Source organism: Dactylosporangium sp. CA-233914, assembly GCF_050942935.1.
In the GTDB taxonomy this organism is placed as follows: Bacteria; Actinomycetota; Actinomycetes; order Mycobacteriales; family Micromonosporaceae; genus Dactylosporangium.
The window spans coordinates 5,493,379-5,517,459 of record NZ_CP192030.1 but is presented as its reverse complement, the minus strand read 5'-3'; the positions used below and the strand labels follow the sequence as shown (position 1 = coordinate 5,517,459).

General features: G+C 72.8%; 24 protein-coding genes. 10 read left to right on the top strand and 14 right to left on the bottom strand.

All coding sequences use genetic code 11. The annotated features are described in order from the left end of the window. Nucleotides 1-167: 167 nt before the first annotated feature. Nucleotides 168-1,556 carry an ATP-dependent 6-phosphofructokinase gene (locus tag ACQPY0_RS24405; protein ID WP_432992955.1) on the bottom strand — a complete coding sequence of 463 codons (1,389 nt, stop codon included), beginning with the start codon at nt 1,554-1,556 and terminating at the stop codon, nt 168-170. A gap of 1,025 nt (nt 1,557-2,581) precedes the next feature. After that, nucleotides 2,582-2,677 (bottom strand): DUF3303 domain-containing protein, encoded by a 96-nt coding sequence (locus ACQPY0_RS24400; RefSeq protein WP_432995374.1) that lies wholly within the window; start codon nt 2,675-2,677, stop codon nt 2,582-2,584. Between ACQPY0_RS24400 and ACQPY0_RS24395 the strand changes: the two genes are divergently transcribed. Further along, nucleotides 2,661-4,610: a WD40 repeat domain-containing protein gene (locus tag ACQPY0_RS24395; RefSeq protein WP_432992952.1), complete on the top strand. Its 1,950-nt coding sequence runs from the start codon at nt 2,661-2,663 to the stop codon at nt 4,608-4,610. The genes ACQPY0_RS24400 and ACQPY0_RS24395 overlap by 17 nt on opposite strands. Before the next feature lie 61 nt (nt 4,611-4,671). On the opposite strand, the gene ACQPY0_RS24390 is transcribed toward ACQPY0_RS24395, so the two are convergent. Continuing rightward, complete coding sequence (locus ACQPY0_RS24390; RefSeq protein ID WP_432992949.1) at nt 4,672-6,543, bottom strand: ricin-type beta-trefoil lectin domain protein; 1,872 nt, start codon at nt 6,541-6,543, stop codon at nt 4,672-4,674. A gap of 166 nt (nt 6,544-6,709) precedes the next feature. On the opposite strand from ACQPY0_RS24390, the gene ACQPY0_RS24385 reads away from it, so the two are divergent. Both ACQPY0_RS24385 and ACQPY0_RS24380 read left to right on the top strand, forming a co-directional pair. Then, nucleotides 6,710-7,711, top strand: a complete 1,002-nt coding sequence (locus ACQPY0_RS24385) for a LacI family DNA-binding transcriptional regulator (RefSeq protein ID WP_432992946.1) — start codon at nt 6,710-6,712, stop codon at nt 7,709-7,711. A gap of 118 nt (nt 7,712-7,829) precedes the next feature. Further along, nucleotides 7,830-8,156 (top strand): YciI family protein, encoded by a 327-nt coding sequence (locus ACQPY0_RS24380; protein WP_432992943.1) that lies wholly within the window; start codon nt 7,830-7,832, stop codon nt 8,154-8,156. Between the two features lie 127 nt (nt 8,157-8,283). On the opposite strand, the gene ACQPY0_RS24375 is transcribed toward ACQPY0_RS24380, so the two are convergent. Beyond that, a complete protein-coding gene (locus tag ACQPY0_RS24375; protein ID WP_432992940.1) occupies nt 8,284-9,411 on the bottom strand; it encodes a hemerythrin domain-containing protein in 1,128 nt (375 codons plus the stop codon). A 74-nt stretch (nt 9,412-9,485) separates the two neighbouring features. On the opposite strand from ACQPY0_RS24375, the gene ACQPY0_RS24370 reads away from it, so the two are divergent. After that, complete coding sequence (locus ACQPY0_RS24370; RefSeq protein ID WP_432992937.1) at nt 9,486-10,124, top strand: TetR/AcrR family transcriptional regulator; 639 nt, start codon at nt 9,486-9,488, stop codon at nt 10,122-10,124. Nucleotides 10,125-10,137: 13 nt separating this feature from the next. On the opposite strand, the gene deoC is transcribed toward ACQPY0_RS24370, so the two are convergent. Continuing rightward, the gene (gene deoC / locus ACQPY0_RS24365; protein ID WP_432992934.1) at nt 10,138-10,839 is read right to left on the bottom strand and encodes a deoxyribose-phosphate aldolase; all 702 of its coding nucleotides are present in this window, start codon (nt 10,837-10,839) and stop codon (nt 10,138-10,140) included. 8 nt (nt 10,840-10,847) lie between these two features. Continuing rightward, nucleotides 10,848-11,549: a GntR family transcriptional regulator gene (locus ACQPY0_RS24360; RefSeq protein ID WP_432992931.1), complete on the bottom strand. Its 702-nt coding sequence runs from the start codon at nt 11,547-11,549 to the stop codon at nt 10,848-10,850. Nucleotides 11,550-11,727: 178 nt separating this feature from the next. On the opposite strand from ACQPY0_RS24360, the gene ACQPY0_RS24355 reads away from it, so the two are divergent. Together ACQPY0_RS24355 and ACQPY0_RS24350 are read left to right on the top strand one after the other, a co-directional pair. After that, the gene (locus ACQPY0_RS24355; RefSeq protein WP_432992928.1) at nt 11,728-11,910 is read left to right on the top strand and encodes a hypothetical protein; all 183 of its coding nucleotides are present in this window, start codon (nt 11,728-11,730) and stop codon (nt 11,908-11,910) included. Nucleotides 11,911-11,988: 78 nt separating this feature from the next. Further along, on the top strand, nt 11,989-12,375 hold the full coding sequence (locus ACQPY0_RS24350) for a hypothetical protein (protein ID WP_432992925.1): 387 nt from the start codon (nt 11,989-11,991) through the stop codon (nt 12,373-12,375). Between the two features lie 162 nt (nt 12,376-12,537). On the opposite strand, the gene ACQPY0_RS24345 is transcribed toward ACQPY0_RS24350, so the two are convergent. Further along, nucleotides 12,538-13,389 carry an NAD(P)-dependent oxidoreductase gene (locus ACQPY0_RS24345; protein ID WP_432992922.1) on the bottom strand — a complete coding sequence of 284 codons (852 nt, stop codon included), beginning with the start codon at nt 13,387-13,389 and terminating at the stop codon, nt 12,538-12,540. 251 nt (nt 13,390-13,640) lie between these two features. Between ACQPY0_RS24345 and ACQPY0_RS24340 the strand changes: the two genes are divergently transcribed. Then, entirely contained in the window at nt 13,641-13,853 is a 213-nt protein-coding gene (locus ACQPY0_RS24340) for a hypothetical protein (RefSeq protein WP_432992919.1), read from the top strand. Here ACQPY0_RS24340 and ACQPY0_RS24335 read toward each other — a convergent pair. From ACQPY0_RS24335 to ACQPY0_RS24305, 7 genes are all read right to left on the bottom strand, one after another. After that, complete coding sequence (locus ACQPY0_RS24335) at nt 13,792-14,985, bottom strand: endonuclease/exonuclease/phosphatase family protein (RefSeq protein ID WP_432992917.1); 1,194 nt, start codon at nt 14,983-14,985, stop codon at nt 13,792-13,794. The two genes, ACQPY0_RS24340 and ACQPY0_RS24335, sit on opposite strands and share 62 nt — an antisense overlap. A 522-nt stretch (nt 14,986-15,507) precedes the next feature. Next, nucleotides 15,508-16,536 carry a hypothetical protein gene (locus ACQPY0_RS24330; RefSeq protein ID WP_432992914.1) on the bottom strand — a complete coding sequence of 343 codons (1,029 nt, stop codon included), beginning with the start codon at nt 16,534-16,536 and terminating at the stop codon, nt 15,508-15,510. Between the two features lie 42 nt (nt 16,537-16,578). Beyond that, nucleotides 16,579-17,778: an FAD-dependent oxidoreductase gene (locus ACQPY0_RS24325; protein WP_432992911.1), complete on the bottom strand. Its 1,200-nt coding sequence runs from the start codon at nt 17,776-17,778 to the stop codon at nt 16,579-16,581. 63 nt (nt 17,779-17,841) lie between these two features. Beyond that, the gene (locus ACQPY0_RS24320; RefSeq protein ID WP_432992908.1) at nt 17,842-18,450 is read right to left on the bottom strand and encodes a PadR family transcriptional regulator; all 609 of its coding nucleotides are present in this window, start codon (nt 18,448-18,450) and stop codon (nt 17,842-17,844) included. Next, complete coding sequence (locus ACQPY0_RS24315) at nt 18,447-19,301, bottom strand: oxidoreductase (protein ID WP_432992905.1); 855 nt, start codon at nt 19,299-19,301, stop codon at nt 18,447-18,449. Before ACQPY0_RS24315 ends, ACQPY0_RS24320 begins: the two co-directional genes overlap by 4 nt. A gap of 18 nt (nt 19,302-19,319) precedes the next feature. Beyond that, the gene (locus tag ACQPY0_RS24310) at nt 19,320-20,201 is read right to left on the bottom strand and encodes a hypothetical protein (RefSeq protein ID WP_432992902.1); all 882 of its coding nucleotides are present in this window, start codon (nt 20,199-20,201) and stop codon (nt 19,320-19,322) included. Beyond that, on the bottom strand, nt 20,198-21,223 hold the full coding sequence (locus ACQPY0_RS24305) for an SPFH domain-containing protein (RefSeq protein WP_432992899.1): 1,026 nt from the start codon (nt 21,221-21,223) through the stop codon (nt 20,198-20,200). Before ACQPY0_RS24305 ends, ACQPY0_RS24310 begins: the two co-directional genes overlap by 4 nt. A gap of 77 nt (nt 21,224-21,300) precedes the next feature. Here ACQPY0_RS24305 and ACQPY0_RS24300 point away from each other — a divergent pair, with 77 nt between their 5' ends. The 3 genes from ACQPY0_RS24300 to ACQPY0_RS24290 all read left to right on the top strand — a co-directional run bounded on the left by ACQPY0_RS24300 (nt 21,301) and on the right by ACQPY0_RS24290 (nt 24,040). After that, entirely contained in the window at nt 21,301-21,981 is a 681-nt protein-coding gene (locus ACQPY0_RS24300; RefSeq protein WP_432992896.1) for an NUDIX hydrolase, read from the top strand. A 453-nt stretch (nt 21,982-22,434) separates the two neighbouring features. Further along, the gene (locus ACQPY0_RS24295) at nt 22,435-22,950 is read left to right on the top strand and encodes a MarR family winged helix-turn-helix transcriptional regulator (protein WP_432992893.1); all 516 of its coding nucleotides are present in this window, start codon (nt 22,435-22,437) and stop codon (nt 22,948-22,950) included. 730 nt (nt 22,951-23,680) lie between these two features. Further along, on the top strand, nt 23,681-24,040 hold the full coding sequence (locus ACQPY0_RS24290; protein WP_432992890.1) for a hypothetical protein: 360 nt from the start codon (nt 23,681-23,683) through the stop codon (nt 24,038-24,040). Nucleotides 24,041-24,081: the final 41 nt, after the last annotated feature.

Genomic DNA, 24,081 nt, shown 5'->3' with positions numbered 1-24,081 from the left:
CTTGGTTCGGGCGCTTGGTTCCGGCGTCCGGTTCGGGGCTTGGTTCGGATGTTCGGTTCGGGCGCTTGATTCGGGCCCTTGATTTCCCTGAGCGCCGCATCCGGGTCTCGCCTTGGCGTTCGCTTCCGGGCACCTCGTCCGGCGCGCGGCCCTGGCGGCATCGTCGGTTACGCGAAGACGGGCGGCTGGCCGGTAGCCTCGAGGACGGACAGCCACAGGTCGCCGTCCGGATCGACGAGGTTGCGCGAGCTGATCGCGAGGGCGATGGGCACATGCACGAAGCGCCCCCGCCAGCGCCCGACGACCATCTCGGTGCGCCCGGCCATCGCCGCGTGGACGGCGGCGTGGGCGAGCCGGATGCAATACACGCTGTCGTACGGGTCGGCGGGAACGCTGCGGATGGTGTAGCTCGGATCGATGTACTTGAGGTTCGCCTCGACCCCGGCGGCGGCGAAGTGCTCGGCGATCCGGCCGCGTAGGTAGCGCCCGAAGTCCTGCAGGCGCACGTTGCCCGAGGCGTCCCGGCCCGCCGCGGCGCCGGTCCCGGACGCGTCGCGGGCGGGGACATCCGCGCGGGCGGGGACGTCGGCTTGGGCGGGCGCGGAGAGGTACTCCTGGCCGGCGCCCTCCGCGACGACGACCATCGCGTGACCGCGCTCGACCACGCGGCGGCGCAGGTGCTCCAGGAAGCCGCCTGGGCCGTCCAGCGCGAACGGCACCTCGGGGATCAGTACGTAGTCGGCGTCGTTGTTGGCCAGGGCCGCATAGCAGGCGATGAAACCCGAGTGGCGGCCCATCAGCTGGACCAGGCCGATGCCGTTGGGAAACGCGGTCGCCTCGACGTGGGCGGCGCGGATCGCCTCGGTCGCCTTGCCGAAGGCGGTCTGGAAGCCGAAGGAGCGCTCGATGTACGGGATGTCGTTGTCGATCGTCTTGGGCACTCCGACCACGGCGATGCGCAGCCCGCGCTCCGCCACCACCTCGGCGATGCGCAGCGCCCCGCGCATCGAGCCGTCGCCGCCGATGATGAACAGCACGTTGACGCTGAGCTGCTCCAGGCAGTCTACGATCTCGTTCGGGTCCTGATTGCCGCGGGACGTGCCGAGGATCGTTCCCCCGTACTCGTTGATGCCCGCCACCACCTCGGGGTTCAGGTCCACGACCGGCCGGCCGTAGCGCGCCGTCAGCCCCTGGTAACCATTGCGGAACCCGAAGATCCGCCGCACCCCGTAGTGGTTGGTGAGTTCGAGGACCAGCGCCCGGATCACGTCGTTGAGGCCCGGGCACAGACCGCCGCAGGTCACGATCCCGACGCGGGTCTTCGACGGGTCGAAGTAGATCTTCGAGCGCGGGCCGCCGGGCTCGAACCCGGGCAGTTCCGCCACCGGCACACCGCGGGACGCGACCAGCGACACGGTGTCGTCCAGCAGCACCCGGTCGGCCTCGTCGACATAATGCTGCGTGGTGCCCTGCCGCCGCAGCAGCGCCGACAGCGGCGAGTCGATCCGGCACTCCCCCAGCGTCGCGACCTCGAGCTGCGCGCGTTCGTCGACCATGCGATCCATGGTCCGGCAGCGTCATTTCGCCCTGGTAAATCGCTGGAGCCCGCAGGTAGAACCCGAAACGCGTCGGCGGCCGGCGGCAGCGTGGTCAAGGAAACGACCGCGCAGCGCAGGCAGCCGCCGAACGCGAGCGCCGCCCAGGGCCACCGCCAAACCCGAGCACGGAACAGGCAACCACCCATCCCGCCGTGCAACCGACCCAGGCCGCCGCCGAACCTCAGCACGGACAGGCAACCACCTATCCCAAGCGCCGAGCAGTGCCACCGCCAGCCCGCACACAAAGTGGAACCCGCGCGGGCAAAGATCCCCGAAGGCCGTGGGAAGGCGGGAAGCAGAGCCACCGCCAACCCGCGCGGGCAAAGGTCGCCGAAGGCCGCGGGAAGGCGGAAAACCGTTTAATCGGTTGCTCGACACGACGAGGCCGGATCAAGGTGAGAGCATGCGGGTCACGTTCATCCGGTTTGCCGACCACGAGCGCGCGCACGTGGTCGTGGAGCGCGACGACGGCGTCGTCTACCGGCTGGACTCCGGACCGGCCGGGCCCGCCACGCCGCACGACCTGGTCCACTACACCGTCGAGGACGCGCTCGGCATGGCCGACGGCATCTGGGGCGCTATCGCCGGCGGTGTCGTCTTCCGCAGCATGCGGCACGTCGAAGGGCGCCGGCCGCCGCACGCGGGCGAGCGCTCCAAGGACATGCTCCGCGAGCACCGCGACCTGCTGCAGCGCGCCGAGATCATCGGCGGCCTGTGCGAGCGGGCCGCCGCGGTGCCGGACGCGCAGCTGCCGCGCTTCGCCGCGACGACACCCGGCAACCCGCTCACGCTCGATCAGTTGCGGACCGCCGCGGCCGCCCTGCACCGGGCCGAGGCGGCCTGGTCGGCGCTGCGGGTCGGCGAGGAACTGCAGCTGGACTGGCCGGGCTGGCGAAACCTCAAGCGAACCAACGCTCTCAAGCGAGAGCGAGAACGAGAACGAGAACGAGAACGAGAACGAGAACGAGAACGAGGCGAAACGATCAGCCGAGCGCGAGCCGAGACGCCTCCGCGGAGGCAACCACCGGCACGACCTCGAACTCGACGAGGTCGCTCCAGCGCGTGACCCAGGCCGTCAGCGGGGCGGTGTGGCGCGCCGCTGTTAGCGTTGCCGCGGTGCAGACCTACGGCTCGGAGGCGTTCCGTTCTCTGACCCGCTCCACCCGGTCGGCGTTCGCGGACGACGGCCGGACCCTGCTGCTCTGCGGCCTGTTGTCGGCGGAACCCACCGACGTCCTGCAGGCCATGGACGCCGGCAACGGCGCGGTCGTGGGCGGGGATCGGGTCATCGGTTTCGTGCCGGTCGGCGATCTGGTCGTGGCCGCGCTCACCGATGACCGCTCGACGCTCGGCGTGTACCGCATCCGCGACCTGGCGCCGGTGCGGACCGTGCCGGTCGGCGTGCCGGCCGACGACGCAGGCCCGTCCTGCCTGGCTGCCGGTGGCGGCACGGTGGCGATGCGGTGTGGTGAGCCTGCCACGGTCGTCCTGCTCGACACCGGCACCTGGCAGGCCCGGCCCGTCGACCTGCCGGCGCGGCCCACCTGCTTGACGGTCGGCGACGACGGTGCCCTGGTCGTCGTCGGCGCCGCGCAGGGCCGGACCGGCAGAGTGGTGGTCGTCGACGCCGTGACCGGCACTGTCCGGCACGTCCTGACCGGTCCCCGGACCGCGGTGGGTTCGGTCGCGGTGCGCGGTGATCTCGTGGTGGCGAGCGCCGGCAACCGGGTCCTCGCCTGGACGCTGCCGCCGGCGACCGGCACCCGGCGACCGGCGGCCGCGCCGAAGGCGAAACTGCTGCACACCGTCGAGAGGGTCGAGGCCACCGTTGTCGGAATCACACCCGGCGGCCTCGTCCTCGTCCACGACCGCAGCGTGATCGCCGCCGTCGACCCGGTGGCGGGGCAGGTGGTGTGGTCCGCGGATCGGACCGACTCGGTACGCCTGGCCGGGGAACGGTTGATCTGCGCACAGTACGGGGAGGTCCGCGACCGGGACCCGGAGTCCGGCACGGTCCGCCAGAGCTGGCCCGTGTGGCACACGGTGGAGGTCCGGGGTGTGACGCCGCGGCTCGTGGCGGTCGGCTGGCACGCGCGCGTCGAACTGCTGCCGAGGCAGGGCGACCACCCGGCCGGCCACGACAGCCCGGTGCGGGACGTCTCCTTCGACGGCGAGCGCTTCGCCACCGCCGCCGACGACCGCTGGGTGTTCGTGTGGTCCCGCGGCCGGGCCGAGCCGGTCGCCGTCGTCGACGGGTTCGATCGCAGCGGGGCGAGCCGGGCCGTCCATCTCACCGGCGCCGAGCTCTACACCAGCTACGGCGGCAGCCTTCAGCGGTGGTCGCTCGACGGTCCGGCGAGGACCGCCACCCTGTCGGCCGAGAGCGGGTGGCTTCGGGCGAGGGGTGCTGTGACGCTGATCCGGCCCCTTCCCGGCAGCGGCCTGGTGCTGGTGGCGACCGAGGCGCCCCGGCGGAGCCTCGGCGAGCTGATCCTGCTCGACGCCACGACGTTGTCCACCGTGGACAGTTCCCCGCTGGACTGGACCCTTTACGCCGCCGACCCGCTCGACGAGCGCCGGCTGCTGCTGCGCGGCGACCATCACACCGTCGAGTACGACACCGTCGCCCGCCGCCGCATCGCCCAGAAGACCTACACCGGGCGGTCCTACGCCCGCCTCCATCACCTGTACCCGGACCGGTCCCTGCTGGTGGAGGCGTGCCGGGGCTGGCTCGCCGTGACCGACCTGAGCGACGGTAGTGTCCGGCACGACCGCATCGAGACGGAGCAGTTCACCGGGCGCGGTGACCTGTCCGGAGACGGCAGGTTCGCGACCCCCCATCCCGACGCGATTCGCCTGTGGGACCTCGACGCGGGCAAGGTGGTGCACGAGTTGCCGGCCCCGCCGTCGATCAACCGGGTGTGGTGGTTCCCGGACGGCGAGACGCTGCTCGTCTGCACCGACACCGGCGCGCTCCACGAGGTGGCCGGCCCGCGGCGTGAAGGACCATGACGGGCAGCGACCGGGTCCCGGACGACCACCCCACCGTCGCCGTCCGGGACCCGGGCGTTCATCAGGCGGGCAGCGTCCAGCGCTGGTTCGCGCCCGCGAAACAGGTCCAGATCTGCAGCCGCGCCCCGTCCGCCGTGGAGTTGTCGGTGGCGTCGAGGCACTTGCCGAGGGCCCGCAGCGTGCCGTCGGCGTTGGCGGTCCATGTCTGGGCGGCCGAGCCGTTGCAGTCGTACAGCTGCACCTTCGTCCCGTCCGCGGAGTTCGCCCCCGTCACGTCCAGGCACTTGCCCAGGGCGCGGAGGGTCCCGTCGGTGCCGACCGTCCACTGCTGCGCGCCGGTGCCGTTGCAGGTGTACAGCTGCACGGCCGTGCCGTTGGCGGAGCCGGCGCCGGCCACGTCGACGCACTTGCCACCGAGGCCGGTGATCTGCCCGGTCCGGGAGCCGCCACCGGAGGAGACGCCGGACTTCCAGGTGAAGGTCGCCGAGGTCCGGGCCGGCAGGCTGTAGGTGAAGTGCTGGCCGCTCCAGTTGACGGTCACCTGCTGGGTGCTGCCGGTGTTGTTGTACGCGATCAGCGCGCGGGTGCCGTCAGTGTTGAGGTACGCGATGTTCGGCACGCTCGCGTTCGCCGTGGAGTCCACGCGCCACGCGCCGGGCTGCACGAACTTGGTGAGGTGCCCCATCGTGTAGTACTCGATGGTGTAATCGACCTGGCCCGAGCGTGAGTCTCCATTGTGGACCGTGATGAGGCCGGTGCAGGTGCCGCAGCCGCCGTTGTGCGGGCCCATGCTCTGGTCGACCGCGAGGCTCCACTTGGTGAAGCTCTTGCTCCAGTTCCGGCCGTAGTCGATCATGTTGAGCATGTCTTCCTGCTGCTGGTTGCCGATCCAGGTGCCGCCGGAGTGCTCGGTGCTGTAGGCGTTGACGTTCGGATACTGGTTGTGCACCGACGTCTGCTTGGTGACGTCCCCGCCGTAGCCGTGCCAGGCGATGCCACCGAAGAGGGAGTCGTTGCGGATGGCCGCGTCGTTGACGGACTGGGCCGCGTAGGAGTCGTACACGTCCCAGTTCCAGTCGTGCACGAGCACCTTGGTCGACAGCCCCGCCGCGTGGAAGGCGGGCAGCAGGTTGGTGCCGACGAAGTAGTCCAGCCCGCTGGCGTTCCAGCTCATCGACGGGTACCCGGCGCAGCAGGTCGGCTCGTTCTGCGGGGTCACGAAGTCGACCTTGACGCCCTGGGCCTGGTACGCCTGGACGTACTTGACGAAGTACTGCGCATAGGCCGCGTAGTACTGCGCCTGCAGCCAGCCGCCGTTGAGGCTGCCGCTGTCCTTCATCCAGCCCGGCGCCGTCCACGGGCTCGCCATGGTGGTCAGCTGCGGGTTGAGCTGCTGGGCCTGCTTGGTCAGCGGCACCACGTCGGCCAGGTCGTGAGCGATGCTGAAGTTCGCCAGGCTGGGGTCGGCCTGCCCGGCGGGGCGGTCGTCGTAGCTGTAGCCGAAGCGCGCCAGGTCCGAGGCGCCCATCGGGTTGCGCAGGAAGCTCAGGCCGATGCCGTTCACCGGGTCGAAGAGCTTCTGCATGACGGCCGTACGCGTGCTCGCCGACAACGCGCCGGAGCTGTTCATCAGCCAGGCCGCGGTGTCGGTGAACGACGCGCCGCCGCCGGCGAAGGTCTGGTAGCGGGTGGCGTCGTTGACGGTGATGTTCTGCCCGGCGCCGCCGGTGCCGGAGCCGAAGCTCACGGCGGCCTGCTGGGCCAGGCCGCGGGTGACAGTGCGGCCGCCGCCGTCACTGGTGGTGGTCAGCCAGACGTTGACGGTCTCGCCGGCGGCGAGCGCGTTCGGCGCGGCGATGAAGCCGACGACGCCGAGGGTGACCGCCGCGAACGCGGCGATCCCGGTGCGCAGCCTGATGCGGGGGCGGTGCATGCGGCCTCCTAGGCCATGCGGTGTGGCGGGTGCGGACGCCAACGGCGATGTAACGAATGAAACATCCTGTAACATCGCAGAGCATCAGGAAACCGCTGCCGGGATTGACTGTCAAGAGTCCTTAACGAACCTCTATGCTTTGGATCATGGAACGGGGGGTGTAACGATGGCCGGCCACCGGCGGGTCACGGTGCGCGACATCGCCGCCGAGACCGGCATGTCGATCGCCACCGTCTCGCGCGCGCTCAACGACCACCACGCGGTCACGCCGGCCACCCGGGCGCTGGTCCGCGAGGCGGCGGAGCGGCTGCGGGCGCGCATCGGGCTGAGCGGCAAGACCAAGGGCGGCGCCGTGTTCGTGCGCTGCCCGTACGTGCTGACCGACTACTTCGGCCTGATCGTCTCCTCGATCGCCGAGACCCTCACCCTGCACGGCCGCCAGCTGGTGCTCACCGCCGGCGAGGCCGCCCAGCACACCGCCCTGCTCGCCGACCTCGACGGCCGGGAGCACGTCACCGGCGTCATCGTGATCCTGCCGCCGGAGCCCGGCGAGGACCTGGTCGAGCTGCAGCGGCGCCGGATGCCGTTCGTCGTCGTCGACCCGCGCACCACCCTGCCCCGCGACATCGTCTCGGTCTCCGCCGCCCACTTCGCCGGCGCCCGCCGCCTCACCGCGCACCTGGTCGAGCTCGGCCACCGCCGCATCGGCGTGATCGGCGGCCCGACGCAGTGGCTGGCCAGCGACGCCCGCCTCGCCGGGCACAACGCCGCCCTCGCCGACGTCGGCGTGCTGCAGAGCGGCGAGCTGCTGCGCAGTGTCGAGCCGACCACCGAGCACGGCCATCGCGCCGCGGGCGAGCTGCTGGACACCCCGCAGCGCCCGACGGCGCTGGTGTGCTTCAACGACAAGGCCGCGGTGGGCGCGCTGCGTGCGGCCGCGGAGCGCGATTTGTCAGTACCGCGTGATCTCTCCGTCACCGGCTTCGACGACCTCGACCTGGCCCGGGCGACCGGCCTGACCACGGTGCGCCAGCCGCTGCGGGAGATGGGCCGGATGGCGGTGTCGCTGCTGGTCCGCCTGCTGGAGCAGCACGAGCTCGACGCGCTGCACGTGGAGCTGGCCACCGAGCTGGTGGTCCGCTCGTCAACGGCTCCGCCACCCTCCTGACGCCGCCCGGCCAAGTCTTCGTCACCCGGTTCGTCATCATCCGGCCCGGCAGATCGTTTTCATCCGGCAGGACAGGTCCTTCTCGTCCGGACGGACGGGCAGTGCGATCCTGGTCTGCATGACTCGACCGCGCACCTGGTACGTCCTGCAGCACCGCCCCGGCCCCGCTGCCACCCCGGGCGTCCGCATCACCGACCAGCCGGGCTTCGAGCAACACCTGGCGTTCCTGCACCGCCGGGCCGAGGACGGCACGCTGGTCGCCGCGGGGCCCTACGACGACGACCTCGGCGACGAGGGCGACGGCATGACGGTGCTGGCCGCCGCGTCCTACGACGACGCCCGGCGCCTCGCCGAGCAGGACGACGAGGCCGTCCGCGCCGGCCTGCTCGCCGTCACCGTGCGCACCTGGTCCGTGGTGATGATGCCCGCCCTCGGCGAGGACTGAGCGGCGACGCAACCATCCGGTTCGCCCACCCTCGGGCCGTTGTTCCGGGCGCTGCCCTCCGGGTTGCCCCGCGACTCCCCGGGGCCGGCCGGATGCATCGCTGCGGGACCCGGCCGTGCGGTGGGCGTCACGGCACCGGGGCCGGATCCCGGGTCAGGTCGGCGGCCAGCCGTTCGAGGGTCTGGCGCATCGCGTGCGGCATCGCCGCCGGGCGGCGGCTGACCTTCTCGAAGAGCATCACCGGCGCGCTCGCGGCCAGGTCGTACGACTGGATGAGCAGCGTCCCGCCGTCGACCGGGCGCAGCCGGAAGCGCCACAGGGTCGAGTCGGGCCGGGTCGTGGTGCGGATCGTGCGGTAGGCGAACTCCTCGCCCGGCCGCGCGGTGACGATTTCGCACAGCCGGTCCCAGGTCATGCCCTTGAACCGGTTCCAGCCGCGGAAGCGGGCGCCCGGCAGCGGCTCCGGTCCGCCGTCGACCCACGCGCAGCGGTAGCACTCCGGCGAGTGGGACGCCATGGCGATCGGGTCACTGATCCTGCGGTACACCTCCATCGGGCCGGCGGGGATGAAGACCTCGACCTCGGCGCGGAGGTCGACCACGACGGGCGCCGCGGCCTCGACGCCGTAAGCGGCGCGCACCCGGTCGAAGTAGCGCCGGCGCGACGTCACGGCCGAGATGAGGCGCAGCGGCAGCCCGCCGTGGCGCAGCAGGTCGGCGAAGCGGCCCGGGTCGGCCTCCCGCACCCACGACAGGATGAAGCCGATCGGCATCTTCTGGCCCTTCCGCATGTCGCGTTCCATGCGGGCGTGCCGCTCGTCCGGCACCAGGTCGGTGAGCGCCGGGACGACGACGGCCTCCTCGATCTCGAGATGGTGGCGCATCAGCGCGTCGAGCTCCCCGGCGGTGGTGGCGAGCTCGGCGCGGGCGGCCCGGTCGCCGCTGTCCACCACGAACGCGTCCAGTGCGGCGCTGATGCGCGCCATCAGCGGGTCGAGCAGCTCGTGCTCGGCGGCCAGCTCGTCGAGCTCGGTGACGCCGGCCTCGGCCAGCATCGGCCACAGCAGGTCGTCCTCGCCCACATGGTGGTGGTGGATCACCTGGAACACCAGGTCGATGTGCTCGCGCAGGGCGGTGGCCGAGCCGGCCGTGGCGTGCCGCCGGCCGGCGTGCAGCTCGGCGGTGTGCCGCGCGAGGCGGGCCAGCTCGTGGCGGATGGCGGCGTGCATGAGCAGGTAGTTGCCGGGGTCGGCCATGGTCTCGTTCCCTCCGGTACGATTTCGTTGTAGCCATCCTGCATTCGTTTAAGTCAGACTGGAGTGAATTCGACGTGAAGCCGACAACGCCCCGCCCGTACCGCTCACCGCGACGGGCCGCGCAGGCTCGCGCCACGCGGGAGGCGATCCTGGTGGCGGCCGGGCACTGCTTCGCGGAGCGCGGCTACGCCGGCACGACGATGCAGGCCATCGCCACGGCCGCCGAGGTGGCGGTCGAATCGGTCTACGGCCTGGCACCGAAGGCGCAGTTGCTGAAGCTGGCGTTCGAGCGCGCGCTCGCCGGCGACGACGAGCCCGTTCCGCTCGCCGGCCGCGACGGGTGGCTGACCGCGGTGGCCCTCGACGACCAGCGGGCGATGATCGCCGAGATGGCGCGATACGGCGCGCCGCTGCTGCTGCGCGGCGCCCCGCTCGCGCGGGCGTTCCTGGAGGCGGCCAGCGGCGACGAGAAGCTCGGGGAGCACTGGCGGCAACTGGAGGACGACCGGCTCACGGACACGCGCAAGTTCGTCGCGGCGGTCGCCTCCCGCGGTCCGCTGCGGCCGGGCGTGACGCAGGAGACCGGGGCGATCGCCGCGTGGGCGACGCTCAACTGGTTCAGCGTGCTGTGCCTCATCGACCAGATCGGCACGGACGAGCAGCGTCACACCCGATGGCAGGCCGACATCCTCGAGGCGCTGCTGCTGCGCTGAGGCCGGACCCGGGTCAGGGCGCCGAGCCGGAAGCCCGGGGCCGAGCGCCGTGACGTTCCGCCAGGTCGTCGAGCATGGCCGCGGTCGTCGTCGCGCCGAACCTGGTCGCCCCGGCGTCCACCATGGACAGCAGGACGTCCAGGGTGCGCACGCCACCCGCGGCCTTCACCCCGACGTGGGCCGGCACGCTGGCCCGCATGAGCCGCACGTCGGCGAGCGTCGCCCCGCCGCCGGCGAAACCGGTCGACGTCTTGACGAACCCGGCCCCGGCCCGCTCGGCGATGCCGCAGGCGCGGCGTTTCTCGTCGTCGTCGAGGTACGCCGTCTCCAGGATGACCTTGACCACGGCCGGGCCCGCCGCCTCGACCACGGCCGCGACGTCCGCGGCCACCTCGTCGTCGCGCCCCGCGCGCAGCCGTCCGATGTTGATGACCATGTCCACCTCGGCCGCGCCGTCGCGAAGCGCCGCGAGCGTCTCGGCCACCTTGACCCGGGTGGCGTGCGAGCCGTGCGGGAACCCGGCCACGGTCCCGACCAGCACGCCGGTCCCGGCCAGCCGCGCGGCGGCGAAGGCGACGTCGCAGGGCTTCACGCAGACGGAGGCCACGTCGTAACGCACCGCCAGGTCACACCCGGCGGCGACGTCGTCGAGCGTGAGCTCCGGCCGCAGCAACGAGTGGTCGATCATCTTGGCAACCTGCTGGACGCTGAGCATGTCCTACCTCACTGTTCCTCGACGGTGAACGCGACGAGCAGCCCGTAGCGCTCGCCGGCATACCGGGACTCGGTGAACTCGACGGCCTGCCCGTCCCGGTCGACGATGACGCGCGATTCGACGAGCAGCGCGGCCCCGGCCGCCAGGTCGAGCAGCCGCCACTCGGTCTCGTCGGCCGCCCGCGCCGCGACCGTGGCGTGCCCGCGCGCCGGCGCCCGCCCGAGCCGCCCGAGCACCTCGTGCAGCGACTCGCGGGCCAGGTCGGCGTCGAGCAGCCCCTGCAGCCGCCCGGGGAACACGGCCCGCTCGAGCGCGACCGGCACATCGTCGGCGAGCCGCAGCCGCTCGACGGCCACGACGTCCTCGCCCGCACCGACCCCCAGCCGCGCCGCCTCGGCCCCGCGGGCCGGCCGCAGGCCGGCCGACAGCACCCGCGACGAGGGCCGCCGCCCCTGCCGCCGCATCTCGGCGCTGAACCGCACGAGCGCGTCCGCCCGCCGCACCACGGCGGGCGGCGCCACGAACGACCCGCGCCCGACCTGCCGGTAGACCAGCCCGTCGGCGACGAGCCGCTGCAGCACCCCGCGCGCGGTCATGCGACTGACCTCGAACTCCTCGCACAACGCGGCCTCGGACGGCACCGGGTCGTGCGGCAGCGCGGCGGCGACCCGCTCGCGCAGCGCCCGCTCGATCCGCCCGGCCTTCGTCACCAGCCAAATGTATATACATTTCCGCGACGCGACAAGCCGGACCAGCCCACAGCCGGCGCGCGGGCGGTCCGCGACCATGACCCGGCCGACCGCCAGGGCATGCGCCCGATTTGCCCGCCGGCCGAGGAGCCACCGTGTCCCGTCCGGATGCCTTCACGCTTGCGGTACCGACTGGGGCGTGGGCAACCCGTGGGAGTGGGGCCGATGCGGCGCAGCACACCGGTACGTCAACGACCCGGACATGATGATCGCCGGCATGCCGGGGCTGAGCGCCGCGCAGAACCGCACGCACCTCAACCTGGGGGCGGTCTCGGGGGGCCGCTGCTCCTCGGCGCCGATCTGTCCACACTGGACGCGCTGAAGAACGCCGACGTGCTCGCCGCCGCCCAGGACCCGCGGGGACTGCAGGGCGTGAAGGTCGCCGAGGACACGGGCGCACGTGTATGGCAAGGCGCTCGCCGGCTCCGGCCGCCGCGCGGTGGTGCTGCTCAACCGCACCGGCTCGGCCGCGACGATGCCGGTCCGCCGGGCCGGCCTGGGGCTGAGCCCGGCCGCAGGGACCGTCCGCAACGCGTGGACCGGGCCGAGCACCACCGGCGTCGCCACCTCGTACGGCGTCTCGGTGCCGGCCGGCGCCTCGGTGTTCCTGACCGTCACGGGCACCGAGAACGCGGCGGGCACCTACGAGGCCGAGGCGTCCGGGAACACGCGCGGCGGCTCGGCACCGGCTGCTCGGCCGGGGCGAAGGTCGGCAACGTCGGCAACGGCGCAACCCTGCGGTTCAACGGGATCGCCTCGGCCGGCGGCGGCTGGGCGGTGGCGATGATCGCGTACGTCAACGGCGATCGTCATCTGGGACTGCGGCGGCCAGGCCAACCAGCAGTGGACGGGGCTTGGCGTCGGGGCTGTGCCTGGACGCGTACGGCAACGGCACCGGGCTGGTGCTGTGGTCCGGCAACGGCCAGGCGAACCAGCGCTGGACGATCGGTTAGGCGCCCGGCGAGCGGACGGCCTCGTAGACGGCCGCCATGTCGTCGGCCGCGAAGCCCCGGGCCGCCGCCTCCTCCAGCAGGGCGCGGGCCGCGTCGACCACCGACGAGTCCACGCCGACCTGGGCGGCCAGCTCGGCGACCAGCCGGGCGTCCTTCGCGGCACCCCCGGCCGGGAACGCCGCCGGGTAGTCGCGCCGGCGCATGAGCGGGGCCTTGAGGTGGGCGTAGCCCTGGTCGAGGGGGCCGCCGGCGATCAGGGAAAGAAAGTCGACGTCCAGCGCGTCGGCCAGGGCGACGCTCTGGGCCAGGGCGGCGACGCTGGTGAGGACCCAGCTGTTGACGACCAGCTTCACGCGGCTGCCCCGGCCCGCCTCACCCAGCCAGGTGACCTTGGCGGCGATCGGGCCGGCGAGCTGCTCGACGCGGGCGCGCGCCTCGGCCGGGCCGGAGGCGAGAACGGTGAGCTTGCCCTGCTCGGCCGGGCCGCGGGTGCCCAGGACCGGGGCGTCGACGTAGACCAGGCCCAACTCCCCCGCGAGGGCGGCCAGCTCGTCGGCGCCGGTCGCGCCGACCGTGCTCAGCTGCAGCCACAGCGTGCCCGGGGCCAGGCCCGGCGCGGCGGCGCGCATCACGTCGGCGACCGCGGCGGCGTCGAACAGCATCGTCACCACCGGGTCGGCGCCGCGCACGGCGTCGGCCGGGGTCTCGGCCACGACGGCGCCGTCGGCGGCGAGCGGCTCGGCACTGGCGCGGGTCCGGTTCCACACCCGCACCTGCTGGCCGGCCCTGAGCCAGTTTCGGGCGATCGCCGCCCCCATGATCCCGGTCCCCAGCACCGCCAGCGTCATACCCCGATCCTGCCATGCCGCCGGGCCGCGCGTGCCCCGGCCGCGGGTCGCCTGGGCGTCGTTGAACGGGATGCAGATGGCCTGCGCGACGCTTCGGCGACCCCACCCTGCACGCGGCCTCGACCGGTTCCGGCCGACGAGCACCGCGTGCTGGCCGTCGACCCGCTCGTCGTCGAACGGGTCATGCGCTGCCCGCGCTGTCGCAGCGGGAGCGCGGGATCCTCGCCCTGACGGCCGCGGGACTGTCCAATGTGGCCGTCTCCGGGCGGCTGCGGTTCCCGGCGGAGCGGACCGTCGAGGCCCGCGTCCGCGGCATCTTCGTGCAGCTCGGCCTCCCGGCACTTCCGGACCTGTACCGCCGCGTGCCGGCGGTACTGACGCTGCTTCGTTGCGAGGCTCTTGCTACAGGTCGATGTCCACCCAGACGGCGGCGTGGTCACTGGCGCCGTGCCGGGCCGCCGTGAGCTGCGGGTAGACGCTCCACAGCTTCGGGGGGTTCTTGTTCTCCGGGCTGCCCCAGAGCCCTTTGCGGAACACGCCGCCGCCGGTCACCTTCGCCGCGAGCTCGGGCGAGAGCAGGATGTAGTCGAGCCGGTTGGAGATCGTGCACGACTGGAAGCTGCCGGGCCGCTCGCGGGCGGTGTCCCGGGCGTCGAACAGCTCCCCGAACGCCTCCAGGTCGTAGCAGCTGACCAGCGGCGTCCCGGCGCCGAGCAGAGGCTCCAGGGTCGGGTGCAACGTGGGGTCGCGCCGGTCCGGGCCCTTGTTGAAGTCGCCGAGGACCGCGACGTGCTCCGCGCCGGCCGCCCGCAGCCGGTCGTAGATCGCCCGCACCTCGGCGCTCTGGCGGGTGCGCAGCGGGTCCGGGTCGCCGGCGGCGAACGACTGGCTCTTGAGATGGTTGAGCAGCAGGTAGAGGTCCGCGCCGCCCGGCAGCTTCAGCTTGTACACCGGGCAGTCCCGGCTGAACAGCCGCTTGCCGGCCACGGCCGGGTCGGGGGTGTCGACGTGGCTGCGGACCCAGTCGATGGTGACCGCCTCCGTGCACAGCAGCCCGACGTCGATCCCGCGCGGGTCATTGCCGTCGACGAGCATCGCGTGCGCGTATCGCCCGCCGAGCAGCTCGTCGTTGAAGCGCACCAGCGCCGGGCGGTCCTCGGCCTCCACGAGGCAGAGCACGTCGGCGGCAACGTCGCCGATCACCCGGGCCGTCATCCGCGTGGCGGTCTCGTCGACGGGCTCGACGATCAGCTCGACCCACCCGGTCCAGTCCGCGCGCCCGCGCGCGACGATGTGCGGCTCCCGGTCCGCGGGCGCGGCGAGGAAGTCGCCGCGGTTCTCCCGCAGCAGCGCCCAGGCGGTGTCGAACTGCCGCGGGTTGAGCCGCCGCCCCTCCCGGGTCTGCACGAGCACGCCGAGCGTGACGAGGGCGTCGAGCATCGCCGCCTTGTCCTCGTCGCTGTACACGTCGTGCGAGGCGATCCGGTTGAACGCCTCGAACGCGGCGAGCGCCGGCTGCCCGGTCTCCCGCACGGTGTTGTCCATCGCCTTGGCCCGGGCGAAGAGATTTTCGACATTGAACGTGGCGAGCCGCATGTCACGCAACGTAGCAATCTGGCACACTGCGTCAGGTCAGGTAGCCGACAGGCCAACCCCTTCGCAAGCTCCGCCCGCGGGACCCCGGCGAGCTGCCGCAGGGCGGTGTACCCGGCGCCGTGGGGGCCCGGATCTTCGGCAGCGCGTCGAACGGCCGCTCCACATCGGACGGCGGCACGGTGGGGGGACGACATGTCGGGCGCTACGCGCCGCGACATGTCGGATTTATAACCCGGCAGGTGAAATACCGTCATTGGCCGTACTCATCACGAGTTTCACGCACGGGTGATTGCGCCCCGAACTCGCGTCGACCAGCCACGGCCGCGCGATGATGGGGGTGCGGGCACGGGCATTGCCGACCGGCCGCGGAGCATCGAGAACCTCTGTAGCCGAGATGCCCGAGCCCGCGCCAAATCCGACGTGCACGCTGCGGCCCCGGCCCGGTGAACCCGGGCCGGGCCGCGACTGCGAGAGCCTCGCCGCACTGACGGCGCCCTTGTCATGGGCGGCAGCGGACGCTGGTCAGGCGGTCCGGCCGAGAGCGGCGCGGCGGCGGGCGATCGCGGCGTCGAGGCGGCCGGCGAGGCCGGGCAGCGGGCCCAGGCCGCGCAGCCGCTGCAGTTCGTCGAGGGCGGCCCCGGTGCCGATGCGCTCCAGGGCGTACACGGCGGCGTAGGCCACGATCTGGCTGCGCGGGCCGTGGCCGGGGACCTTCTCCGCGGCGTGCCCGGCGAGGCGGCCGATGGCGGCCGGGTCGCCGGGGTGGTGCGGGGTTCGCGCGGCCAGTAGGAACAGCAGGCCGCGCAGGGCCAGGGCGTTGTAGGGATCGAGGATCTCGTTGGCGTCGTAGATCCCGTGGTTGCGCAGCCGGACGGTCCGCGGCCGCGGCACGAGCGCGAACCAGCGGTGCACGAGCTGCGCCCCGTCCTCGCCGCAGAGCCCAACCGCGGTGCGCGCCCAGCCCGGGGCCGGACGCGCCCCCTTGGCCCCGAGGGCGTGGACGAGCAGCTGCGGGTCGGGCGCCTCGGCGTTGGCGGCCTCGGCCCACGCCTCGCCGGCGTTGAGCGGAGCGGTGGCCTTGGACAGCCACGGGCCCAGCGGCGCCGAGCGGGTCGGCATCCACTTCGCGGAGCGGCGCATCACGGCCAGCAGGGCGGGCGGGACGTCGCCGGTCTCGCGCACGGCCACGTCGGCGAGGACGCGCAGCTCCTCGGGGATGGCGACCTCGCAGGCCTCGGCGGCGGCGATGAGCCGCCGCGCGGCCCGCCACGACAGGTCGTCCGGGCCGAGGCCGCCGGCGAGCCAGCGCACCAGCGAGTCGATCGCGACCGTCTCGCCGGCCCGCTCGATGACGTCGATGATGAGCGCGTGCCGGCGGGGCGGCGGCAGGGTCTCGACCGCCCGGCGCACCTCGGCGCCGTCGAAGCGCCACGTGTCGCCGTTGTGCGCGGCGAGGTCGACGAGCTGCGTCCCGAGGGCCGCGAGGTCCCCGGCGGCGACGAGCTGCCGGACCAGGGCGACGCGCTGCGGGTACCGATCCGTGGCCAGCATGGCGGACAGCATACGATCGCCGTCCCCGGCCCCGGTGACAGGTCAGGCCGCCACCCGGACGCTCGCCGCGACCGGCGCGTCGAAGTCGATGGGGTGGTCGAACTGCCAGGCGTACTTGGCGGGGTTCGCGAGGTACTTCATCGCCAGCGGCATCAGCACGTCGCGCAGCACCCGGGCGACCGGCCCGGCGGCCTTGTCGCTGTTGGTGCGCTCGGCCATCTTGATGATCCGTTCGACCCGTTCCCGGCGCAGCCGCTCGTACGCCGCGAACGCCGCCGGCACCGGCAGATCGCGCAGGCACCGGGCCAGCTGCACGCCGCTCTCGATGGCCAGCGACGCGCCCTGCCCCGAGCTCGGGGACGTGGCGTGGGCGGCGTCTCCCAGCAGTACGACATGATCCTGATGCCACACGGGAACCGTCGGGATGTCCTCCAGCCCGCCGGTGATCACCAGGTCCTCGGGCGCGGTGCGGCGCACCATCTCCACGGCCGGCGTGCGGTCGTCGCGGAACGCCTCGGCGATGCGGCGCAGCCACTCGGCGGCGCCGGTGGCACGGGCCTCGGCGGCGCTCATCGGCTTCGGGTGCGGCAGGTTGGCGAACCAGCCCGCCTCGTCGGGCTCGATCTGGTAGCCGAAGAACGCCCGCTTGCCGAAGACCATGTGCATCTTGGCGCCGGTCGGGGCGAGCCCGCCGGGGGCGCAGCGCGCGCCGAAGCCGAGCAGGCCGGCGTACCGCGGTGCGGGTGCCTGCGGGTCGATGGCGCGGCGGACCGTGGAGCGGATGCCGTCGGCGCCGATGAGAACGTCCCCGGTCGCGGTGCTGCCGTCGGCGAAGGTCGCGACCGAGTCGTCGAGGGAGACCAGGCGCTTGCCGTGCTCGATGCGGATCCCGCGGCGGGCGGCTTCGGCGTAGAGGACGCGGTACAGCTCCGAGCGCCAGATCAGCAGCTGCTCGGGCAGCCCCTCGGGCGTGCCGAACTCGGCCAGGCGCTTGCCCGTCCAGCTCTGCATGACCATCGCGCGCATCGGCCGCCCCGCCGCGGCGACGGCCTCGTCCGCGCCGATCGCCGCGAGCGCCTGCCGCCCGTTCGGGGCGAGGGCGAGCGCACCGCCGACGCCGGCCGCCGTGCCGTCGTACGCCTCGTAGACCGTCGCCTCGATGCCCGCTTTCTGCAGCGCCATCGCCGCGACCGGGCCGCCGATGCCGCCGCCGATGATGATCGCGTTGCCGATTCCGGCCATGACCAGCCCCCGCTCTCTGGATTAGTTGATTCCAACTATCCAGGAGTGACTAGTCAGTGTCAACTATTCAGGATTGAACTCCATCCCGTGCGCGGCCGCCCACATCGGGCCCCAGCCCTCCGCCGGATCGGCGATCTTGGCGATGAGCTCGGTGACGAAGGCGCACTCGGCGTCGAGCTGGTTCACGCGGTACGCCTCCTCGACCAGGAACAGCGGGTGCAGGCCGTCGGCCTCGGCCTTGTCGATCGCGCCCGCCGCCTCCTCGCGCAACACCGCCAGGCCCTCCAGCCGCCCGCGCAGCAGCGCCAGAACCTCGTTCGGAGTGAGCGCCGAGAACAGCGACAGCGCCGAGACGAAGGCCGGGTACTCGTGCTGCGGCTGCCCCACCAGCTCCCGCAGCCAGTCGCGCAGCTCGGCGCGGCCGGCGTCGGTGATGCCATAGACGGTCCGCTCCGGGCGCGCGCCCTCGCGGTTGACCTCCTGCTCCGCGACGAAGCCGGCCTTGGCCAGCTGCTGCACGACCATGTACAGCGAGCCGTGGTTGAACTTGATGCTGCGCGCGTCGCCGTGGCTGCGCAGCGTCTTGGCCAGCTCGTAGGGGTGCATCGGCTGCCGGCTCAGATACGACAGCACCGCGAGCGCGAGGAGGTTGCCGACCTGGCGGCGCTTCATGTCGTACCCGCAATGCCCAGCGCCGCCCGCGCGTCCCCGTCGAGCTCGATCCGCCCGGCCGCCAGGTTCTGCTCCAGGTGCGGAAGCGACGCGGTGCCGGGGATGAGCAGCGTGTTGGGCGCGACGGCGAGCACCCAGGCGAGCGCGACCTGGGCCGGGGTGGCGTCCAGCCGCTCGGCGACCGCCTTGACCTGCGGGTGGCCCAGCACCCGATCGCGGCCGAACGCGGCACCGAGCGGGAAGAACGGCACGAACGCGATCCCGCGCTGCGCGCACAGCTCGAGCACCGGCCGCGACTGCTGGTCGACGAGGTTGAACGGATTCTGCACGCAGACGATCTCGGTGCGCTCCAGGGCCTGCCGCAGCTGCTCGGCGTCGACGTTGCTCATCCCGATGCCCTCGATCAGCCCCTCGTCGCGCATCGCGACCATGGCGTCGAGCTGGGCGTCGAGGACCTCCGGCGCCGACTTGGCGTGCAGGCGCAGGTTGACCGCGGCGAGCCGGTCGACACCGAGCGCCCGCAGGTTGTCCAGGACCCCGGCCCGCAGCTCCTCGGGCTTGTCGGCCGGCAGCCAGGCACCCTTGTCGTCGCGGCGGGCGCCGACCTTGCTCACGATCGCGAGGTTGGCCGGGTACGGATACAGGGCGCTACGCAGGATCTCGTTGGCGACGTCGGGCCCGTAGTATTGGGCCGTGTCGATGTGGTCGACACCCAGGTCCACCGCCCGGCGCACCACCGCGAGGGCCTCGGCCCGGTCCCGGGGCGGCCCGAAGGCACCGCGCCCGGGCAGCTGCATGGCGCCGAACCCGACGCGGTGGACGTTACGCTTGCCCAGCGGGAAGGTGTTCACGCCCTTACCCTACTTTTCTTACACGACGAGGTTCAGGTGTCGGCCCGCGACACCGATCGCGACCCGCTGCCCCCATGCCAGCTCCAGCCGGTCGCCCTCCAGCCCGTCGGCGAAGACCACCATCCGCTCGCCCTCGCAGGTGAGCTCGAGCCGCTCCGCCGCCTCCAGCCGCCCGCTGGTGAGCCCCACGCCGGTCGCCGGCGACGGCCACGCCTCACGCACGAACCAGCACACCGCCGCCTCACGCGGCCCCGGCAGCCCGGGCGCGTCCGCCCGCTCGCGGGCGATCGACGAGCACCAGCCGGTCGCGCCGGTGCCGGTGCCGACGACCACGCCGGAGGACGACTGCCGCTCGCGCCCGCCGCCCGGGGTCTGGATGCCGTACCGCGCGGACTGGTGGCCGACGTGGCCGAAGTACACCTCGTTGAGCCCCAGCAGCTCCTGCCCGTCGTCGAGGCGGGCCGACACCATCGTGCGCTCCTCCACGGTCCACTGCTTCAGGACTCGCCGCAGTTGCGCCGGCGCGTGGCGGACCAGCACCCCCGGGTTGCGGCCCGGCTCCGGATCGAGGCCGATCACCGGCTGCCCGTCCAGGTACTTCGCGACGTTGGCCACCAGCCCGTCCTGCCCGACCGCGACGACCACGTCCTGCGGCTCGAACAGGAACCGGGGAAGGTCGTCGCGGTCGATGCTCCCGCGCCGCCAGTCGGCCGGGATCGCAGCCTTCGCCGTGGTCAGCGCAGCCTGCAGCGCCTGGTGCCGGGCCGCGACCTCGCCGAGATCGCGGCCCCGCTGCCGCAGGTAGTAGTCGGCCGCCGCGCGGGTGCCGTGCCGGGCCAGCAGCTCGTCGAGTTCGCTGCGCCGCGACACGAGCACCACCCGGGGCGCGAGCGTGCTCATCTGCCCAGCCGGTTCAACAGGCCGGTCACCACGTCCGGGGTCACAGTGAGCTGCCCGATCTGCGGCAGCTGCCCGGCGAGCTCCCGAAGGGCCAGCGCCTGCAGTACCGCGGGAGGCAGGTCGCGATACGCCGCCAGCTTCGCCGCCTCCGCCTCGCCCTCCGCGAGCCCGATCGCCCGCACCGCCGTCGCGCGCGCCTCGGCCCGCAGCCGGTCCGCCTCCGCCTCGACCACCGCCGCGACTCGCGACCGCTCAGCCTCGGCCTGCGCCGCGACCAGCGCCGCGGCCGCGTCGAGCTCGGCCTGCCGCTGCGTGTTCGCCCCGTGCTGCTCGACGAGCTGCTGCTCCCGCCGGGCGAGCTCGATCTTGTTCTGCAGCTCGTTCTCGGCGATCGCCCGCTCCTGCTCCACCGCCCGCGCCCGCCGCGCATACGTGGCCCGGTCGGCCTCCTGCTGCACCGCCTCCCGGGTCGGCGTCTGCAGCGCCCGCTCCAGATCGGGCTCCGGCCGGATCGCCACCACCCGCGCACTCACCACGCTCACCCCGGTGTCGGTGAGCCGCGGATCGCTGCCCAGCGCCGCCGACACCGCCTCCCGCACCGGCGCGATGCCGGCCGTGAGCGCCTCGGTCAGCGGCAGCCGCGCGAGCAGATCGAGCGCGGGCTGCTGCGCGAGCTCGGCCAGCAGCGTCGCCACCTGGTCCAGCGGCTGCGCCCGCCACTGCCCGCCCCTGGGGTCGACGGAGAAGTCGAGCCGCTCGGCCGCGGTGGCCGGAGCGCTGATGCGATAGGTGACGGTCGCCTGCACGGTGACGTCGGCGAAGTCACTGGTCCGCGCGTGGAACAGCAGCGGCAGCTCCCGGTCGTCGACCGGAACCTCGGACAGCACGGCGGTGAGCGGCCGATACCAGAACGACTGCCCGATCCCCTCGTGCTTGACCTTGCCCTTGGCCAGGTGCCGAACCCAGCTGGTCGGCGCCCCGCGCAGGTGGCGCAGGAACAACCGCCGTGTCACATCCGCCATGACGACCCTCCCCATAAGTTATCGTCACGAAGACGATATAAGTCGTCACCGTTTCTCGTCAACGTGGTGATAAATACATGTCCTTCGCCGTGACCGTCGACCTCGTGATGCTGACCGTCCGCCAGGGCGCCCTGTCGGTCCTGCTGATCCGCCGGGCGATAGACCCGTTCCGGGGCGCCCACGCCCTGCCCGGCGGCTTCGTCCACGAGGACGAGGACCTGGACGAGGCCGCGTCCCGCGAGCTGGCGGAGGAGACCGGCATCGACAGCGCCGGCCACCTGGAACAGCTCGGCTCGTACGGCACCCCGGGCCGCGACCCGAGAGCCCGGGTGGTGACGATCGCGTATCTGGCCCTGCTCCCGCACGCCCCCACCCCGACGGCCGGCACCGACGCAGCCGACGCGGCCTGGCTGCCGGTGTCGAACCTCCCGCCCCTGGCCTTCGACCACGCGAAGATCCTGACCGACGGCATCGAGCGGGCCAGAGCGAAGCTGGAATACTCCCCGCTGGCGACCGCCTTCTGCCCCGAGGAGTTCACGATCGCGGACCTTCGCCAGGTATACGAGGCCGTCTGGTCCGCCCCCCTCGACCCCCGCAACTTCCACCGCAAGGCCACCTCGACTCCCGGCTTCGTAATCCCCACGGGCCGCTCCACAACCGGCGACCGAGGCCGCCCGGCACAGTTGTTCACCCGAGGCCCGGCCACAGTCCTCCATCCCCCGCTCCTGCGTGCCCTCCCCCCGTCGCCACCTGCCTAGACATCGGCGCGAACTCTCAGGCCCGTCAGCCGAAACCCGCCCACCACTGACGCCGCCCGCCCGCCCACCACCGGCCGGAGCACATACGGGGCGACCGCCGCCCGTCTGCCACTGCCCCCGCCCATCCATCACCGGCCCCCGCCCATCACCACCGGCCGACTCGCGCATGGGGCGACCACCGCCGCCCGTCCGCCCACCGGCCGGCTCGCGCCTGAGGCGGCCGCCGCGCGTCTGCCACCGACCCCGCCCGTCCACCACTGTCGCCGCCCGTCCAGCGCAGCGCCGTCGGCAACCCTCACTGCGGCGTCACCAAGTCGGCGAGCGGCGTCGGCCCCGCTGGACGCTGCAGGACCGCGCCCGTCGGGATGACTGGTGAACGACATCCGAGGATTCCCTTCTCTATCCTGAATAGTTCTGTGCTGCGAATGATTCGTCGTGGTGTACGATAGCCGCATGAAGCGAAGCAGGCAACCCAGGACTCCACGAGGTGCGGCCTTCCTGCTGGCCCAGGTCGGCGCACACGCGTCGGAGCGGTTCGCGGATCGCGTGCAGGAGATCGGCCTCTCGCCGACCGAGGTCGGACTGCTGCGCATGATCTCCGGGCAGCCGGGCCGCAGCCAGCAGTCGGTCGCCGTCGACCTGGGCGTGGTGCCGAGCCGCGTGGTGGTGCTGATCGACAACCTCGGACACAAGGGGCTGGTCGAGCGACGGCCGGGCAGCACGGACCGTCGCCATCACGAGCTGTATCTGACCGTCGACGGGGAACGGGTCATGATGGACATGCGATCGATCGCCACCGCACACGACGACGAACTGCTGACGGCACTGGACCCCGAAGAGCGCGCGCAGCTCACCGGGCTGCTGCAGCGGATCGCCGACCAGCAGGGACTCGCGCCAGGGGTTCACCCGGGATATCGGCAGACCGGTGGCCGCCGAAAACCCGTCGGCCAGAGCGGGGAGACTCGCTGAATCCCGCTACAGGAGGCGCCGCCAGCGGACCCGGGTCGGGCGAGCCGCCGCATTGGCCACCAGGCCGGCGCGAACGCGGGACGGACCGCCGTCGAGGAGGGCGCCTACCGCGTCGACGCCCCGGCACACGGCGAGCGAGAAGCGTCAGCGGGACCGCCGGCGAGAGCATCGGCGCGGTCGCACGAACAGATCGACGGAGGCCGAAGCCTGATGATGGCCGCCCGGCCCAGCGCCCGAGCTCGGGTGATCGTGGCGGCCGAGGAAGGCAATTGCGATGACAGGAAGGACCGACACCGCGGCCGCAGCCGCTACCGGGCACCAAGGCAGCCGGCGGGTCCGGGATGAATCGTGACTTCAGGCGTCAGTCGTCCACATCGAGAGGATCGATCGGCCCTGCTGCCTGGAACTGCAGGGACCAGTTGACCTTGACTGCGGGGACACGCTGGCCCAAACCCGTCGATGGGCAAAGGTTCTTGGCGTTGCGAACGAGCAGACCCGGCAGCGCAGGTCGGCACGAATGAATGTCCGACCGCGACCGCATTCGATATCATCGCGCCTGCGACGGCCGGACCACCTGCCGCTGCACGGCGCTCCGCCACACCGTCCGCGAACTCGCCCACTCCATCGACCTCGCGACTGACGAACCCACCTTCGTCGATGCCAGCTCGGCAGGCACTTGCGATGATCAGCTAGGTTGTAGCCAGACGGTCGGCGCCAGGCGGGAGGCACGATGAGACGACGATGGTCGCTGGTCGTCGTGCTCACGGCCGTCGCGCTGATGGTCTACCTGATCTCCACCGACCACCTGCCCCCGCACGGGCCCGCTCCGCTCAGCGTGGCCGCTCATATCGCGGAGTCCGACGGCGCCCGCGACCCGTCGGGACAGACCCAGTTGCGCTCCGACGACGTCACCATCATCCCCCGGACCGCGATCTTCGCGGCCGTCATTCACCGCGACATCCCCTCCCTCACGGTCTCGACGGCGGCCACCGCCGGCCGTGTCGAGCGGCAACGCGCCCGCGCAGGCGCCGGGCCCATCCTCGTCGGGCTGCGGCCCGATCTGACTGCCTTGCGAATACTCCGCTGCTGATCGCCGCCGGAGCGCGGCTCGCCGCCCACGGCCCAGGTCCG

Bases quoted from the DNA above. Each gene is read 5' to 3' on its own strand.
- ACQPY0_RS24405 (WP_432992955.1), bottom strand. From the start codon at position 1,556: ATGGTCGACGAACGCGCGCAGCTCGAGGTCGCGACGCTGGGGGAGTGC.
- ACQPY0_RS24390 (WP_432992949.1), bottom strand. From the start codon at position 6,543: ATGCACCGCCCCCGCATCAGGCTGCGCACCGGGATCGCCGCGTTCGCG.
- ACQPY0_RS24385 (WP_432992946.1), top strand. From the start codon at position 6,710: ATGGCCGGCCACCGGCGGGTCACGGTGCGCGACATCGCCGCCGAGACC.
- ACQPY0_RS24380 (WP_432992943.1), top strand. From the start codon at position 7,830: ATGACTCGACCGCGCACCTGGTACGTCCTGCAGCACCGCCCCGGCCCC.
- ACQPY0_RS24375 (WP_432992940.1), bottom strand. From the start codon at position 9,411: ATGGCCGACCCCGGCAACTACCTGCTCATGCACGCCGCCATCCGCCAC.
- deoC (WP_432992934.1), bottom strand. From the start codon at position 10,839: ATGCTCAGCGTCCAGCAGGTTGCCAAGATGATCGACCACTCGTTGCTG.
- ACQPY0_RS24345 (WP_432992922.1), bottom strand. From the start codon at position 13,389: ATGACGCTGGCGGTGCTGGGGACCGGGATCATGGGGGCGGCGATCGCC.
- ACQPY0_RS24335 (WP_432992917.1), bottom strand. From the start codon at position 14,985: ATGCGGCTCGCCACGTTCAATGTCGAAAATCTCTTCGCCCGGGCCAAG.
- ACQPY0_RS24330 (WP_432992914.1), bottom strand. From the start codon at position 16,536: ATGCTGGCCACGGATCGGTACCCGCAGCGCGTCGCCCTGGTCCGGCAG.
- ACQPY0_RS24325 (WP_432992911.1), bottom strand. From the start codon at position 17,778: ATGGCCGGAATCGGCAACGCGATCATCATCGGCGGCGGCATCGGCGGC.
- ACQPY0_RS24320 (WP_432992908.1), bottom strand. From the start codon at position 18,450: ATGAAGCGCCGCCAGGTCGGCAACCTCCTCGCGCTCGCGGTGCTGTCG.
- ACQPY0_RS24310 (WP_432992902.1), bottom strand. From the start codon at position 20,201: ATGAGCACGCTCGCGCCCCGGGTGGTGCTCGTGTCGCGGCGCAGCGAA.
- ACQPY0_RS24305 (WP_432992899.1), bottom strand. From the start codon at position 21,223: ATGGCGGATGTGACACGGCGGTTGTTCCTGCGCCACCTGCGCGGGGCG.
- ACQPY0_RS24300 (WP_432992896.1), top strand. From the start codon at position 21,301: ATGTCCTTCGCCGTGACCGTCGACCTCGTGATGCTGACCGTCCGCCAG.
- ACQPY0_RS24295 (WP_432992893.1), top strand. From the start codon at position 22,435: ATGAAGCGAAGCAGGCAACCCAGGACTCCACGAGGTGCGGCCTTCCTG.
- ACQPY0_RS24290 (WP_432992890.1), top strand. From the start codon at position 23,681: ATGAGACGACGATGGTCGCTGGTCGTCGTGCTCACGGCCGTCGCGCTG.